Origin of the sequence: Aetokthonos hydrillicola CCALA 1050 (assembly GCF_017591665.1) — a bacterium.
GTDB classification, from domain to species: Bacteria; Cyanobacteriota; Cyanobacteriia; order Cyanobacteriales; family Nostocaceae; genus Aetokthonos; species Aetokthonos hydrillicola.
On record NZ_JAAKGC010000017.1, the window covers coordinates 104,935 to 120,883 of the forward strand.

Below are 15,949 nucleotides of genomic sequence, written 5' to 3' on the forward strand. Positions count from 1 at the left end.
TGCAAATCAAAATATTGTTTCAACTTTTAATTATTAATTGTTTCTTAAATGTTGGTAGAATGAATTTGTAAAAGTACAAATGCTTATAGCTATGGCTACTGAAACTAACACAGGGACTCAAACGACTACAGGTGCTGACGCTGTTGATGTTGCGATCGCACAAGGAATTGATTTTGATGGTTCTCCCATTCCTCCTGCCAAGCTGGAACTGTATCATGACGTCATGGCACTTGAGAGCAATAGACAACGTAGCGGTGTTTCAAACACAATGCGATCGCGCATCGTCAGAATTGGAGCAAAACACATTCCCCAAGCAGAACTCGACCAAAAGCTTGTGGATGCTGGCTTTGCACCTTTAAAAGAAAAAGAAATTGCTTTTTATTACAGCGGAAAATAGTTCACGCTATTTCCAAAAATCAATGACCTGATAGCCGAGATCGGCTAGCATACTGCGTAATAGGGGTAAACTAAGTCCAATTACGTTGGTATGACAACCTTCTATTTTTTCTACAAATAGACTACCGTAACCCTCAAGAGCAAAGGCTCCTGCGCACTTAAGGGGTTCACCGGTAGCAATATAAGCTTGGATAGCGCGATCGCTGATTTCAGCAAAGAAAACCCTTGTAACTTGGCATTTTACCAAAGTCTGGTTTCGAGAAAGGTCAATTAAGGCATGACCGGTGTAAAGCTCTCCGACTGTACCTGCCATTTTTTTCCAGCGTTGGAAAGCTTCCTCAGCATTTGCTGGTTTACCATGAATCTCTCCATCAAGCGCCAATACTGAGTCACAACCCATAATTAAAGCAGATTCAAACTTAGGGGCAACTGTTTGTGCCTTATACTTTGCTAAAGCCTGTACCAGTTCTGCTGGTACAGTTATTTCAACTTGCGACTCATCAAAGTCGCTGGGGTAAACTATTGGTTCGATTCCAGCAGATTGTAATAAGCGGCGTCGTGCTGGAGAAGCTGAAGCTAGTACAAAGGTTGGAACGCCCATAGATATAGCAGTTTTTAGATGGGTAAGATAGGGGGGATTGCCGTTTTAAGGGCGTTCGCCCACCATTTTGAGGGCGAACGCCGTACCCTTTGGGAAGCCGTAGGCTACGCCCCTACTAGTACACAAAGAAGGAATTTAGGGATTCTGAAATTATTCGTTTAACTTTAGACCACCGTCTTTCGGGAATTGAGGCATTGAAGGTAAAGAGTTTACCGCGACTAACAGCAACGCTAGCGAGGTTGTGGCGTTGTCGGTTATTAGGGAGTTTGATAGCATACTCCAGGATATAATATATTTTGCCTTTTACTTCTCGTTGTTCGGCATTGACTAATTCTGCCACACGACCAGAGCCCTCAGGCGCTAAAGCATTTTTTCCTAACTTATATCCTACTTCTGTTGGCGTTCCTAGCTCTGCCAAGGTTTTCCCTTGTGGAACAGGGCTTACCACCACAGATATATTTTCAGTTGCCTGAATCAAATCATGGAAGACCACATCAGGACCATCAGCAACTTTAACCTGTACCCAGCCGTTAGGATATAAAAACTCATAACCATCATTAGTATCTACATAACTTCTGGTAGCTGCAACTGCTACACCAGAATAATTAAGACTAAACCCACACACCAAAACAAAAATTAGTGCAATTCGTTTCCACATCCTTTAGGTATCCTTTAAGCCGAAAGCAACAGAAGCTAAGAGTTATTGCTCGTTTTTATTGTCCCACGAAACGTCGCTCATAAAGTATAAGTAAAGTCTTCTACCAACATACCTGGAACCATGCTACCCCCTAAGTGCCGTCTTTCGTATGTTCCAACTTCTGGAATAAATTCTTGAAAATCGGTCAAATCCACCAAATTTTCTCCCCAGAAGCGGTATAAACTTTCATCAAAGCGCAAATTTTCGATAGGTGCGACGATCTCCCCATCTTCAACCCAGAAACAAGCATAACGAGTCATACCTGTAATTCGACCAGTAGGGCGATCGCTCCAATTTAAATAATGTAGATTTGATACATATAAACCTGTATCCAAACTAGTCAAAATCTGAGCAAATTCTAAACTTCCTGGAGTGACTTCCGGCGCACGTAAAGATTCATAACCGTTAGCACCGGTAGCTTTTTTTTGGTATTCCTTAGCAGTGCGAGAATTTATCAATGTGTTTACTATCACACCTTTTTCTATTAAACCCAATTCTAGCTCTGCAATTTCTCCCCATTCATTAAATCGCGGAATTAGACCACGTTGAAAGTTTTCTTTTAAACTAAATTTATGAGACAACTGCTTTTCTTTGCGTGACAATAAAGCTAAAGCACTGTTTCCCTGCTGTAAATCTGCTTCACTAAGCCCTCCCCAAGAAAGCATTGACAATAAATCAGCCACTGCCGCTGGTTCAAAATAAGTTTTATACTGTCCTCTTGGTAATTCTTTCGTAGGACAAGAGAGCAATTTTAGTTGTTTTTTAGCATCATTAATTTGATCTATATAAGCTTCATGGTTCCAATCACTACCCGCGAAAATGCCTTTTAAGGCTTGTCCTTCTGGTGTAAAAAGGGAGTAATCCAAGGTAAAAGAATCAGTAGTAAACCAGTGTTTTTGCTGATTAGAATCGCCATAACCTTGAATAACAACTCCTCCAGCATATAAACCAGTAAAATCTAACTCTCCCAACAATTCTAAAACGGTTGGTACGAGAATTTCTGCTGTCAATAACTTTCCAGAATGTATTTCTCTGCTGGTATTTGTTCCTGTTGGCAAAACTAAATACGGATCTACTGGTAATTGAGGAAGCTCCGCACGTAGTTCTTGCAAAGCTGTTTGTGCAACTTCCCAATCAACCTCCCAATTTCCTGTAAAAGGAAACTGCCGAGAACTACTACGTTGATCTTCACTTAAAGTCAGTTCAACAGAACCATCAACAACGCAACCGGTCTGCCGTACCTTAGCATGATTAAAACGAGTGAATTGAGTTCTTTCCCCGTTCAATTTTGCTGTGAATTGTTCACTTTCCTTTCGTTTCTCCACGAGAGTATCTATCAGTTGGTTAAAGCTGACTTCAAACGCAGATAATTCTTGTTGTTCCATGAAAATTACAAATTAAATAAAGACTATTACGAATAAAAAATTAATTTTCAACAGATCGCCAGTTATCAGTCATCACCGCTTCATATCTCTGATCACTGATAACTGTTTACTGTTCACTGTTTCAACTTCCGCCCCCAAAGACTTCAATGTTAGCAAATACAGAAACTGGTGAACCGTGTCCTACCCAAATGGCTTGGTTTGGTTCTCCTTTACCACAAAAAGGTGTGCCATATATTTTCCAAGTCGAAGCATTTCCTACGTTAATCAAGCTACCCCAAAACTCTGGAGTAGTGGCACGATAGTTAGGATTTCGGAGGGTTTTGGTAAGCTTACCATTTTCAATTAATTTAGCGTATTCGCAGCCAAATTGAAATTTATACCGCTGATCGTCAATTGACCAAGAGCGGTTAGATTCCATATAAACACCGTGTTCAACTCCAGCGATAATTTCATCAAAGCTTGCTTGTCCTGGCTCTAAATTCAAGTTTCCCATACGATCAATAGGCGGTCGATTCCAAGCGCAAGCACGAGCGCAGGCTACTCCAGGAATATCAGCCCTAATTTGACTTTCTAGACCACCTAAACCCCTTTGTAATATACCTTCTTTAATTAAATATTCACGGTTAGCTATTGCCCCAGTATCATCAAAGCCATAACTAGCTACCTCACCCGGTACTGTGGGATTAAAAGTAATGTTCATCAACGGCGAACCATATACCAGATTGCCGAAGTCACTCTTTTTAACAAAACTACCCCCAGCGTAGTTACGTTCATCTCCTAAAATTCGATCAATTTCCAAAGGATGCCCCACACTTTCGTGGATTTGCAACATCATCTGATCTGGGGCTAGTACTAGGTTTGTCTTCGTCGTTGGGCATTCTTCTGCTGTCAACAACTCTATTACTTGTTCACCAATTCTATGAACTCGCTCCCATAGATCTGCTGTTGTAAAAAGTTCCAATCCACCTTGGTAAGATTGGGCAGATAAGCCGTTGTCACTACGCTGCTGAACAATTGCTCCATCTTGAGCAGTAGCTCCGTAATGGGTATTCAAAAACATAAATTTTTGATACACTTCTGAGCCGTTACTACTCACAAACCATGTTTCTTTCTCGACTGTATTTAAATTGGCTACAGTTTGTAAAATCTTGTCAGAGACTTTCAACGTATGGCAAATGCGAATAAGCAAATCGTTAATTTCACCAGAAGTGAGAGAATCTAAAGGTTTGACAAACGGGGAGGTATATTGACCAACAACTTTAGGACGAGACTGCCCTTCTTGGAAAGGATGTATCCACCACTTTTTAGCAGCAACGGCTTGTTGATAAGCTATTTGTGCAGCTTCCTCTAGAGATTCTACCTGTAGAGAGTTGACGGCTGCATAACCCACACAGCCATCAACCAAAACTTCAAGCATAGCTCCATTAGTGAAGGATTTACCGTTATTTTGGGGTAAACCATCACGAACATAACGAGTAGAGGAGGTTTCCTTTACTGCTCTAATACCTACCCAATCCGCAGGAGTATTAATGCTAGCGATCGCCTTTGTAAGTTCTGACAACATGATATGATTTCAACTAGTTTCGGTGCCATCGAGTGCCATCACGGCTATCAATTAAGGTAATACCAAGTTCGTGTAGTTGGTTACGAATGCGATCAGCTTCAGCAAAATTCTTAATTTTTTTCGCCTCTAGCCTTTTTTTAATTTGTGCTTCAATTTCTGCATCGCTTAAACTACCACCATGATCAGGTTCTTCAGTTTCTTGCTCAGCTTCAAAACCCAAAACCCCAGCTAAAATCACAAGCGTTTGCCAATCTTTCAGTAACTCAGTTGGATCTGTCTGTGTTTTTCCTTCATGTAGGAGGATATTCTTCTCACGGCGCAATTTCTTAGCTAACTCAAACAAAATCTCTAACCCACCAGGGAAATTGAAGTCATCATTGATAGCTTCTTTAAAACGCTCGACATAGGAATTATTGACTGGTGACTGGTGATCAAAAGAAGTATTCCCTAATTGATAACCAAACAGCAACCCTTCTTGCAACGTGTGCCAAGCGTTGGTTGCTGAGGCGATCGCTTCATCAGTAAAATCCACTGGTGTACGATATTGAGCTTGCAGGACAAACAACCTCACCGCCATCGGGTCAGTTCCTCGATCCAACAACTCTCGAATGGTGATAAAGTTGCCCAGAGACTTAGACATCTTCTGACCATTGACCTTTACCATGCCGTTATGTATCCAATAACGAGCTAATGGTTTTCCTGTAACTACTTCAGATTGGGCAATTTCATTTTCATGGTGGGGGAAAATTAAGTCATCACCCCCAGTGTGGATATCAATTGTCTCACCCAAGCAATCACGTACCATTGCCGAGCATTCAATGTGCCATCCTGGACGCCCTTCACCCCAAGGGGATTCCCAAGCAGGTTCCTCTGGTTTAGCAGCTTTCCACAAAGCAAAGTCAAACGGGTCTTTTTTCTTCTGATATTCTGGATCATCAACGTTTACCCGTTCACTTGCACCAGCTTGCAAATCTTCTAACTTACGTCCAGAAAGTTTGCCATACTCAGGAAACTGGCGTACTGCGTAGTAAACATCACCATCTGCGGGGTAAGCATAACCTTTATTTTCTAACTCTTGAATGAGCCTTTGAATGCCATTCATGGTGTGAGTTGCACGGGGATACTCGTCAGCCTCTTTAATTTTCAGCCGCGCCATATCCTCAAAATAAGCTTTAATGAAGCGTTCAGATACAGCTTCCATTGACGAATGTTCTTGCCGCGCTCGGTTGAGAATTTTGTCATCTATATCAGTAAAATTCTGAACAAAGCGTACTCTATAGCCGATAAATTCAAGGTAGCGACGTACTACATCCCAAACGATGCAAGCTCTTGCATGACCCAGATGGCAATAGTCATACACCGTCACACCACAATAATACATCTTCACCTTTCCTAGTTCGACAGTCTCAAAAGGTTCTTGGCGACGGGTGAGAGTATTGTAAACGGTTAGGGTCATGGTGAACTAATACTGAAATTACGTAATAATAGGGGAGAGTATTTGGGATTAACATCCCTATGCTAGTGTTTTATGTCCTCTCTGCGCTACATTTCTAGCTTTAACTTTTTATTAGCAGCGCTATGCCATCAGCAGTTACTTCTGAATCTCAAACAATGGATGCACCGAAGCAAGGACTACCAGTCACAATTATCACTGGTTTTCTCGGTAGCGGTAAGACAACTTTACTTAATCATATCCTGAGCAATCAGCAGGGTTTGAAAACTGCTGTGTTGGTCAATGAATTTGGTGAAATCGGCATTGATAACGAGCTAATTGTCTCCACAGATGAAAATATGGTGGAGTTAAACAACGGTTGTATATGCTGCACCATCAATAATGATCTAGTAGATGCCGTTTACAAAGTTTTGGAACGGGAAGAAAAGATAGACTATCTGGTTGTGGAAACAACAGGAATTGCAGATCCTTTACCTGTAGCTCTTTCATTTCTTAGCACTGAGCTACGAGATCTGACTCGTCTTGATTCCATTATTACCGTTGTAGATGCATCAAATTACAGCCTAGATTTATTCAATTCTGAGGCAGCTTACAGTCAAATTTCCTATGGTGATATCATCCTGCTGAATAAAACTGATTTGGTTTCTCCAGCAGAGTTACAAACATTAGAAGCAAAAATTAACGAAGTTAAGGAAGGATCGAGAATTATTCGCACAGAGCGATCGCAAGTTCCATTACCCTTAATTTTAAGTGTCGGTCTGTTCGAGAGTGACAAGTACTTTGACACTGCAAAAGACCATGATCATGACCACCATCATGACCATGACCATGAGCATCATCATGACCATGACCATGAGCATCATCATGACCATGACCATGAGCATCATCATGACCATGATCACGAGCATCACCACCATCATTCAGACCATTTAGAAAATGATGGTTTCACCTCATTGTCTTTCTATAGTGACAAGCCTTTTGTTATCAGAAAGTTTCAATATTTCTTAGATAACCAACTACCTTCTACCGTCTTCCGTGCAAAAGGGATTATGTGGTTTGACGAAAGTCCCAAACGCCACATTTTCCACCTTTGCGGCAAACGTTTTACTCTAGAGGATGATGAGTGGAAAGGTGAAAAGAAAAACCAAATTGTGCTAATTGGTCAAAATCTCAATCACGAGGAATTGCGGCAACAACTTGAAAACTGTATTGGTTTACCCTCTACCTCTCGTGGTAAAGGATTTGGGAAAAATTAATAATCAAGAATTCAGGAGTCAGGAGTCAGGAGTCAGAATTAAGTTAGTTGTTCTGTGTGACTGCTAGATAAAAAATCCCTGTCCAATTATTCTGATTCCTGTATTCTGATTTCTGACTCCTTTTTTACTATGCGTGTAATCATCCAGCGAGTTAAATCCTCACAAGTAACTGTTAACGGCGAAATCGTAGGCAAAATTGGACGAGGTCTAAATTTGCTCGTAGGTATTGCTAATACTGATACTGAGGCTGAACTTGATTGGATGGTGCGCAAGTGTTTAGAGATGCGGCTGTTTCCTGATGAAGAAGGCGGTGATAGTACTCGGTGGCAAAAATCTGTACAAGATATTGGCGGCGAGTTATTAGTAGTTAGTCAGTTCACCCTTTACGGCGATTGTCGTAAAGGACGCCGTCCTTCTTTTGACCGATCCGCAGATCCTCAAACTGCGGAAAACTTATATAATTGTTTTGTCGCTAAGTTACGCCTAAGTGGTTTGCATGTCCAAACAGGCAAATTTGGCGCAATGATGCAGGTTTTGATTGAAAATGATGGTCCTGTTACTTTGTTACTAGAGCGAGAGGCTGACTAAGGTTTATCTAATATTTGATTTTGTAGAAGGTAAACCAATTCATGCGGAGCATCCCAATGTTTAAAAGGTAGTGTGTTCGCGCAGCATGTCCGCAGGACTTACATCTTGCTCACATACTACAGCTAGAGCGCCGGTACATTAATCAAACTTAGGCAGAAAAAACTTGGTTTCTATACCTGGAAGTACTTGTTTTTGGTGGTTTTAACTCAAAGAAACCGGGTTTCTGGCAATACTGTACCGGCGCTCTAGCGAGCAAGATGCTCGCACTCCCAAATCATAAATTTAAACATTTGGGATGCTCCCGATGCAATTCTGTACTAAGCCAACACTAAAATACTTTCTCTTTCCCTACCTTCAAATTGGATGATCGTGTCAAAATTATCTCTCAAAATCTGAACAATTTTTAATGTTGGACTGTTGCCAATACGAAGATAAATAAACTTGGGTGGATGACCATAAAGTAAACTGCGTTGGTGAAAGTCAGAATCCTTAGAAACAATCACAAAATTATTTGTCTTGGCATATTCCCAGATTATTGAATCGTCGCTATTTGTCAGCGCTAAAGTTTTAACATGCTCAGAGTTGGGATATAAATCGACAATCCTGTTAATAATTCGGTCTGAAAGGTTTTCATCCAAGAGCAGTTTCACAGTGATGCTACAAATAACTTTTTCTCACGATCAGCAGCAAAAGCAAGACAGGCTTTAATGTCCTCGGAAGTGAGTTCAGAAAAATCTGACAAAATTTCAGCTTCTGTCATACCACCTGCTAAATACTCTAATATATCATACACAGTAATTCGCATTCCTCGAATACAAGGCTTTCCACCACGTTTTCCTGGCTCGATTGTGATGATGTTGTGGTAATCCATAAGGTAACAGTTACAGGAATATTTATATCTATTATACCGAGAAGTTCTATTTCCCTCTCACTCTAGCTTCCTGCTATTATACAAATAATAACCAGCAGAAAATATGTTAATCTACTTCTGTTTATTATCAGGGTAAACACCTATAAAATTTTCACTTGCTTTGGGTGAATGTCCGGTTAAAATATCTATGATAAGAACTACTTTCTAAAATAGAAACTTTGGGAAAAAATCTTATTCAAAAGATTTCTCAAGAGCTTTCCCAGCTAGTTTATGAAGTGCAACGTGCAGTCCACGATATCGTCAAAGGAGTCAGAGATAATTTACTCAATCCATTCTTTGAAAAGGTTGACGAACTGAGAAGATCTTTGGTTTATGACATTCGTAGTTTGATAGATAAAATTTTCAATGGATCTAGAGATTTAGCTGACCGAATACTTACAGAGGGTGATCGTATTCTCACTGGAACAATTAGTGAATTCAAATCTGAAATAGAGAAAGTGAAGTTTCGCAACTTAACCCTACAACATTTAAAGTTCACATTGATGGTGTAAATGGCAATGGTCACCGTTGGATACCTTGTTTAAAGTTTTTAGGAATCAAGTTACGACGTTAGTCCCTTCGATAAAATTACCATATAACGCAATACGATTCAGTTTTGGATGAGTCTCCCGACTTGAAGTGTGTGGCGTTTGAGGGAGAATTTCTAAGATTGCGTTGGGTTTCACTATCGTACCCCTACGGGGAAGCAAGCTACAACCCAACCTACCATCCATTATCCTTAACTGAAATGTATTGCTACATAACGGTCTAACAATTGTGTTGGAGTAGGTTGGTAATTCTTAGCACATGGTGTGCCGCCAGTACCCTTGCTTCTAAGAATTACCGTGCTTTTAGGTTGCTGAGTGTCAAAAAGATGAGAGAATAGTAAACTAATCATAATAAAACTTAAAAATCACTCATCATGGCTCATATTCAGTTTTCCAGAGGTGTCGATGAAGAAGTTATTCCAGATGTACGTCTGACGCGATCGCGCAGTGGTAACAGTGGAACGGCGACATTTATTTTCAACAACCCCAAAGCTTTAAGCGGTAACATTACTGAAGATGTTACCGGTATGTACATGATTGACGAAGAAGGTGAAATCGTCACCCGTGAAGTCAAGGCTAAATTCATCAATGGTAAGCCAGAAGCATTAGAAGCAACTTACGTGATGAAATCAGAACAAGATTGGGAACGTTTTATGCGGTTCATGCAGCGTTATGCTGACGACCATGGTTTAGGATTTAACAAAAGTTAGTGGTTAATGGTTAGTAGTTAGTGGTTAGCAGAATAACTAACAACTAACGACCAACAAGCAAAAATTAACCTATGACTCACCTCCCTCATCCCGACGCTGCAGGTATAACAGTCACTTGTGCTATTGTGACGGTTAGTGATACTCGATCAATAGAAACTGATAAGAGTGGTCAATTAATTCAGCAATTACTGCAAGACGCTAAACACACCATAGAAGCGTACACAATAGTCAAAGACGAACCAGCTGATATTAAGCAACAGGTAGAAGCACTTAGTAAAAACGAAAGTGTGGATGTAATAATTTTCAATGGTGGTACTGGTATTGCACCAAGAGATACCACCTACGACGCAATTGAGCAGTTGTTAGAGAAAACTTTGCCGGGATTTGGTGAGTTGTTTCGCTTTTTAAGCTATCAAGAAATAGGTTCGCGTGCGATCGCATCTCGTGCTGTCGCAGGCGTTTATCAACAAAAATTAATATTCTCTGTTCCAGGTTCTAGCAATGCTGTCAAGTTAGCAATGGAAAAGCTGATTCTTCCAGAACTTGCTCACTTAGTCAGTCAACTGAGAAAAAAATAAATCCCCTCGAGTTGAGGGGATTACAGTTTTTTTATTTGTTATTAACACTACACTGGACTGATTGCCAAAGTAAGTGCAGCTAAAATTCCGCCAATAATATAAAATGCAGCAACCACCTGCAATTCTGACCATCCAGAAAGTTCTAGATGATGATGTAGTGGTGCCATTTTAAACAACCGCTTACCCTTACCATCAGGACCTTTTGTAGCTTTGTAGTAGCTAACTTGAGCCATTACGGAAAGGGTTTCTACAAAGAAGATACCACTGAGGATAAACAAAGCGACTAGGCTATTAGTCAATAAACCAACGGCGGCTAACGCTCCCCCCAAAGCTAGGGAACCAGTATCTCCCATAAAAACACGGGCGGGGTTACGATTATGAGATAAAAAGCCCAAGCAACTACCACTAAGGGAAGCACAGAATACCATCAACGGTGGTGAAGTTGGTGCCACGTATGCACCTAATGCAAGGAGTGCGATCGCGACTGTTCCCGCCGCCAAACCATCAATACCATCAGTGAGATTAGTAGCGTTACTCTCTGCTACCAACACAAACCCAGCTAATGGCCAAAACAGAAATCCCAAGGGTATATAAAAGCCTAAAGGTAAAGCAATATTTGTTATGTTATGAGGCTGAGTCGCAATCATCCATAGACAGAACGCTGCTCCAAAAGCAATTTGCAACGCTAGTTTTAGACGAGGAGAGATGCCTTTGTTTGACTTTCGGCGTAGAATTTGCCAATCGTCAATCCAACCAATCAAACCGTAGCTTAGTGTTAACGCGGAAACAGCAAGGACTTCATCCGCAAAATTAGACCAGATACAAGCCGCGATTACTGCTACGGGGATAAAGAATATCCCTCCCATCGTTGGGGTACCTGCTTTTTTTAGATGGGCTTGAGGACCATCTTCACGAATTATTTGCCCAGTTTTCAGTGCTTGGAGCCATGGCACTACCCAGAAGCCGATCGCAGATGACCCTAGAGCACATAATAATAATGGTAGAGTCAGCGAAGTGCCTCCCCAAGGGAACCTACTCGCCATGCCATCCAAAATTAGTGCTGTTAGAACAAGTGCTGCACCCAATAAAGAGACTAGACCAATGCCAGAAATATTTAACCCTGTTCCAGGAGATAATTTAGCGTCCACGGAAATTTTCCTTCACTCCACACTACTTGCAAAATTGAACAAAACTGTGCCTTAATCGGCTAGTCCTCGCTTGGAACGATTTTATTCTCGTCATCGAAGCCATAATCGCCGATCCCGTCTATAAACAATTACCGATTTTAGTTCTTCTGCGTCACCACGAAAACAGATTTTAGTGAACTTCACCCGCTATCAGGCAACTCGGAAACCGTAACCAGCTCAATAAACACTACTCTTGCTCTCATGGAATTACCGCAACACAATGGTTGTGAGGTTCTTCGCCCAATGAATTCAATTATTCATTAAAGAAAAAACAAGAGTAAAATCACTTGACATTAAAAGTTTATCACTTGGCACCAGATCATATAGTTGTTGATTCAACTCTTCGAGCCAAAATCAGCCCAAAAATTTTTATTTATGATTGATCAAGTAATTCGTACCAACTCGGAATTTTTTAGTAATTGAGTATACATAGGTTATTTCTAACCTCCTTAATACATATTGTATTTCAGGTGATAAGTCATGACAAAGAAAGCAGATCTATTTGAAGCAATAGCAGGTAAAAACCGTGGTTTAGTAGCAACCGAGCTAGAGAAACAAGCTATTTCAATAGCGATCGCTAACCTCGAGGATCTTAACCCCACTCCACGTCCAGTAGAAGCTCCTGAGTTGCTTGATGGAAACTGGCTACTAATATACACCACTAGTAAAACACTTTTAAATTTAGATCGACTACCCTTGTACAAAGTGGGTCCAATTTACCAGTGTATTCGCGTAGGGAGTAATAGCGTTTACAACATAGCTGAAATTTATGGATTACCTTCTCTAGAAGGTTTGATAAGCGTTACTGCAAAATTTGACCCAACTTCAGAACGTCGCGTCAGTGTAAAATTTAATCGTTCTATTATTGGGTTACAACGCTTCATAGGTTATGAAAGTCCAGAGAATTTTATCCAGCAAATAGACGCAGGTAAAAAATTTATTGCAGCCGATTTCCCTCTAAATAGTGGTGAACAACAAGGCTGGTTGGATATTACTTATCTAGATAATAATTTGCGCATCGGCAGAGGTAACGAGGGAAGCGTATTTGTTTTGACCAAAGCATAATAGGGTTCAGAAAGTAATAGTTAGCGAACACTGAAGGTAAGAGATAATAACCACTTTGTCAAGAAGGGTCATACCCCGTAGTTGGGGATGCCCCATGCCCCATGCCCCATGCCCCAATTACGACAAATATCTTAACAAAGCTTCTAGGAGAGCGCATCTGACTGTACAGTGAAATCAATTAGCCTTACAAATTGGCGATTGATAAATAAAAGGGAAGAAACTTATGGTTCAACGTGGTTCTAAAGTACGTGTTCTCCGTCCAGAGTCCTACTGGTACCAAGATGTAGGAACTGTAGCGACAGTTGAGCAAGGTGGCGGTAGATACCCAGTTATCGTCCGGTTTAGCAAGGTAAATTATGCTGGTGTAAACACCAACAACTTTGCTGCAAATGAATTGCTAGAGGTTGAACCACCAAAGGCAAAGCCGAAAAAGTAAACGGGTAAAGTTTAACTAATTCGCACCCTCGTCTCCCACTGAATTCTGTACTCAGAATCAGTGGCGAGATATAACGCGCTCAACCGTACCTCGATGACTGATGGAGGTGAGGGAGAGTGAATTAAGGATGTAAAATTAAAAAAAGTTTAATTTTTAATTTTCACTCCCTCATCTCCCTAAGCAACCTACTTGCTTAGCTAAGCATTTCAAATGCCTGAACTACCAGAAGTTGAAACAGTCCGCCGAGGTTTGAATCAATTCACCCTAAACCAAAAAATTACGGGTGGAGATGTCTTGCTTCATAGGACGATCGCCTACCCGTCTTCGCCAAGTGAGTTTGTGACAGCAATCCAAGGAAGCGCGATCGCAGCTTGGCATCGTCGTGGTAAATATCTTTTAGCTGAACTCTCTGATTCTGGTGGCGCTCTTGGAGTTCATCTGCGAATGACTGGTCAACTACTGTGGCTACAGCAAGATGAACCACTGCACAAGCACACACGGGTAAGATTATTCATGGCAGAAAACCGAGAATTACGCTTTGTAGATCAGCGTACCTTTGGTCAAATGTGGTGGGTTCCTCCAGATGTGCCTGTAGAAAGCGTTATGACTGGGTTAGGAAAATTAGCAGTAGACCCCTTTTCTGCTGAATTCACCACTGAATATCTAGCCACTAAACTACAAAAACGCCGCCGTCCAATAAAGACTGCTTTACTAGATCAGTCTGTGGTAGCAGGGTTAGGTAATATTTATGCTGATGAAGCATTATTTTTAAGTGGAGTTTTACCAAACACTCTTTGTACGGACTTGCACCAGGAGCAAATTGAGCGTTTACGTTCCAGCATAATTCAAGTCCTACAAACCAGTATTGAAGCTGGCGGAACAACTTTTAGTAATTTCCTTAACGTTAAAGGTGTCAATGGTAATTACGGCGGTGTTGCATTTGTTTTCAACCGCGACGGGGAACCTTGTCGGGTTTGTGGGACAGCAATTAAACGTACTAAATTGGGTGGGGGGTCGAGCCATTTTTGTGAGCAGGGTCAGCGAGCATCATAAAAAATTAAAAAATAAAAATTAAAAATTAAAAAATATTTTACTAAAATGGTGGTAACTTAAAGTTATCAAGCTTACACGTACTGCTAGTTAATACCAATTTGAGTTTTGAAATGACTCGTGGGCGCAGATCTTTCTCATCTGTATGCATCTGTGTGCGTCTATATGCGTCTGCGGTTGTAATTTTAAATCGAGGTTAATATTTAGTAGTTACGGGTGACATGGGAATCCTAATTTAATTTTTGAAATATACGTAGAGTTGTCAACCCCTTTAGGGAGGTCAAAAGTCAACGTGACGAAGCCGATAAATCATGGTGCTTTGAACGAAGGATTTTTGACTCTTGAGAAGTGAAGGTTATCACCTACCACTAGTTCACATGTGGATTACATAGGCTCTTGGGAGGCATTGTCTACCCTACACTTTGTCGCGTAATCACTAAGAAGAGTGCAATATCTCTGACGAATTATTTAGGGTTCCTATAGTAATACAACTAGGCCAAACAACTGCAAAAGGCATTTTCTGAAGCTGAAGGCAGACTTAGCACGAGCTAAAATCCTGAAGGAAGCAAATTACATATTCAAGAGGAAAACTCATGGCTGTAAAAAGAGGAGATATGGTTCGCGCTGTCCGCGAGAAGCTAGAAAATAGCCTGGAAGCACAAGCTAGTGACACTCGCTTTCCTTCTTATTTATTTGATAGCAAGGGAGAAGTTGTCGAGCTTAAAGGCGATTACGCCTTGGTAAAGTTTGGAAAAGTGCCGACGCCTAATATCTGGTTACGCCAGGATCAATTAGAACAGTTTAAGTAAAATTCGACGATTAGCAAACCACCGCAATTATGAGCTATTCCCCTTCTTCTGAAATTCTATGTCATTCCCCCCGCGTCACTGTTATTGGTGCTGGCAGGGTTGGTAGTACCTTAGCGCAACGCATTGCTGAGAAAAACCTAGCAGATGTTGTCTTGTTGGATATTATTGAGGGAATACCCCAAGGACTGGCGCTTGATTTGATGGAAGCAAGGGGAATGGAACTCCATCATCGTAAGATTATTGGTACAAATAACTATACTGATACGTCTAATTCTGATGTCGTAGTCATTACAGCAGGTTTTCCCCGCAAGCCAGGCATGAGTCGGGATGATTTACTGTTGATGAATGCGAAAATTGTGGTGGAGTCAGCGACTAAAGCGATCGCCTATTCACCAAATGCGATTTATGTAATTGTTACAAATCCCTTGGATGTGATGACTTATTTAGCGTGGAAAGCAACTGGCTTGCCATGCGATCGCATCATGGGTATGGCTGGGGTTTTAGACTCTGCCCGGTTTCAAACATTCATCTCCATGGAATTAGGCGTTTGTCCAAGCGATGTTAACGCAATGGTACTAGGTAGCCACGGTGATTTAATGGTTCCCTTACCGCGTTATTCTACTGTTAACGGCATTCCGATTACAGAATTGCTGGATGAAGCTACGATTGAGCGTTTAGTCGAACGCACTCGTAATGGCGGTGCAGAAATTGTACAG

General features: G+C 41.1%; 19 protein-coding genes. 11 read left to right on the forward strand and 8 right to left on the reverse strand.

Going from position 1 to position 15,949, the window contains the following annotated elements:
* Positions 1-91 precede the first annotated feature (91 nt).
* Positions 92-397 (forward strand): small RNA NsiR4-regulated ssr1528 family protein, encoded by a 306-nt coding sequence (locus G4P69_RS11465; RefSeq protein ID WP_208349850.1) that lies wholly within the window; start codon positions 92-94, stop codon positions 395-397.
* Between the two features lie 6 nt (positions 398-403).
* On the opposite strand, the gene G4P69_RS11470 is transcribed toward G4P69_RS11465, so the two are convergent.
* From G4P69_RS11470 to cysS, 5 genes are all read right to left on the reverse strand, one after another.
* Positions 404-997, reverse strand: a complete 594-nt coding sequence (locus G4P69_RS11470; protein WP_208344265.1) for a Maf family protein — start codon at positions 995-997, stop codon at positions 404-406.
* Positions 998-1,112: 115 nt separating this feature from the next.
* The gene (gene psbP / locus G4P69_RS11475) at positions 1,113-1,655 is read right to left on the reverse strand and encodes a photosystem II reaction center PsbP (RefSeq protein WP_208349853.1); all 543 of its coding nucleotides are present in this window, start codon (positions 1,653-1,655) and stop codon (positions 1,113-1,115) included.
* Between the two features lie 77 nt (positions 1,656-1,732).
* Positions 1,733-3,079, reverse strand: coding sequence for a TldD/PmbA family protein (locus tag G4P69_RS11480; RefSeq protein WP_208349855.1), 1,347 nt, complete (start codon positions 3,077-3,079; stop codon positions 1,733-1,735).
* Between the two features lie 121 nt (positions 3,080-3,200).
* The gene (locus G4P69_RS11485; protein WP_208349858.1) at positions 3,201-4,643 is read right to left on the reverse strand and encodes a TldD/PmbA family protein; all 1,443 of its coding nucleotides are present in this window, start codon (positions 4,641-4,643) and stop codon (positions 3,201-3,203) included.
* Positions 4,644-4,656: 13 nt separating this feature from the next.
* Positions 4,657-6,099, reverse strand: a complete 1,443-nt coding sequence (cysS, locus tag G4P69_RS11490) for a cysteine--tRNA ligase (protein WP_208349861.1) — start codon at positions 6,097-6,099, stop codon at positions 4,657-4,659.
* Between the two features lie 122 nt (positions 6,100-6,221).
* Between cysS and G4P69_RS11495 the strand changes: the two genes are divergently transcribed.
* Positions 6,222-7,352: a CobW family GTP-binding protein gene (locus G4P69_RS11495; RefSeq protein ID WP_208349864.1), complete on the forward strand. Its 1,131-nt coding sequence runs from the start codon at positions 6,222-6,224 to the stop codon at positions 7,350-7,352.
* Positions 7,353-7,481: 129 nt separating this feature from the next.
* A complete protein-coding gene (gene dtd / locus G4P69_RS11500) occupies positions 7,482-7,940 on the forward strand; it encodes a D-aminoacyl-tRNA deacylase (protein WP_208343989.1) in 459 nt (152 codons plus the stop codon).
* A gap of 317 nt (positions 7,941-8,257) precedes the next feature.
* On the opposite strand, the gene G4P69_RS11505 is transcribed toward dtd, so the two are convergent.
* Positions 8,258-8,590 carry a DUF5615 family PIN-like protein gene (locus G4P69_RS11505; RefSeq protein ID WP_208343988.1) on the reverse strand — a complete coding sequence of 111 codons (333 nt, stop codon included), beginning with the start codon at positions 8,588-8,590 and terminating at the stop codon, positions 8,258-8,260.
* Positions 8,587-8,811, reverse strand: a complete 225-nt coding sequence (locus G4P69_RS11510) for a DUF433 domain-containing protein (protein ID WP_208343987.1) — start codon at positions 8,809-8,811, stop codon at positions 8,587-8,589. Before G4P69_RS11510 ends, G4P69_RS11505 begins: the two co-directional genes overlap by 4 nt.
* Positions 8,812-9,029: 218 nt before the next feature.
* Between G4P69_RS11510 and G4P69_RS11515 the strand changes: the two genes are divergently transcribed.
* From G4P69_RS11515 to G4P69_RS11525, 3 genes are all read left to right on the forward strand, one after another.
* Positions 9,030-9,362: a hypothetical protein gene (locus tag G4P69_RS11515; protein ID WP_208343986.1), complete on the forward strand. Its 333-nt coding sequence runs from the start codon at positions 9,030-9,032 to the stop codon at positions 9,360-9,362.
* Positions 9,363-9,772: 410 nt separating this feature from the next.
* On the forward strand, positions 9,773-10,108 hold the full coding sequence (psb28, locus tag G4P69_RS11520; protein ID WP_208343985.1) for a photosystem II reaction center protein Psb28: 336 nt from the start codon (positions 9,773-9,775) through the stop codon (positions 10,106-10,108).
* A gap of 71 nt (positions 10,109-10,179) precedes the next feature.
* Positions 10,180-10,686, forward strand: coding sequence for a MogA/MoaB family molybdenum cofactor biosynthesis protein (locus G4P69_RS11525; protein WP_208343984.1), 507 nt, complete (start codon positions 10,180-10,182; stop codon positions 10,684-10,686).
* Between the two features lie 47 nt (positions 10,687-10,733).
* Here G4P69_RS11525 and mraY read toward each other — a convergent pair whose 3' ends face one another.
* Positions 10,734-11,834 (reverse strand): phospho-N-acetylmuramoyl-pentapeptide-transferase, encoded by a 1,101-nt coding sequence (gene mraY, locus G4P69_RS11530; protein ID WP_208343983.1) that lies wholly within the window; start codon positions 11,832-11,834, stop codon positions 10,734-10,736.
* Between the two features lie 519 nt (positions 11,835-12,353).
* Here mraY and G4P69_RS11535 point away from each other — a divergent pair.
* From G4P69_RS11535 to G4P69_RS11555, 5 genes are all read left to right on the forward strand, one after another.
* Positions 12,354-12,938 (forward strand): PAP/fibrillin family protein, encoded by a 585-nt coding sequence (locus tag G4P69_RS11535; protein ID WP_208343982.1) that lies wholly within the window; start codon positions 12,354-12,356, stop codon positions 12,936-12,938.
* Between the two features lie 223 nt (positions 12,939-13,161).
* On the forward strand, positions 13,162-13,374 hold the full coding sequence (locus tag G4P69_RS11540) for a photosystem I reaction center subunit IV (protein WP_208343981.1): 213 nt from the start codon (positions 13,162-13,164) through the stop codon (positions 13,372-13,374).
* 210 nt (positions 13,375-13,584) lie between these two features.
* Positions 13,585-14,427, forward strand: coding sequence for a DNA-formamidopyrimidine glycosylase (locus tag G4P69_RS11545; RefSeq protein WP_208349867.1), 843 nt, complete (start codon positions 13,585-13,587; stop codon positions 14,425-14,427).
* Positions 14,428-15,017: 590 nt separating this feature from the next.
* A complete protein-coding gene (gene ndhO, locus G4P69_RS11550; protein WP_208343979.1) occupies positions 15,018-15,233 on the forward strand; it encodes an NAD(P)H-quinone oxidoreductase subunit O in 216 nt (71 codons plus the stop codon).
* A gap of 29 nt (positions 15,234-15,262) precedes the next feature.
* The coding region (locus G4P69_RS11555; protein ID WP_208349870.1) for a malate dehydrogenase at positions 15,263-15,949 on the forward strand (687 nt) is incomplete at its 3' end.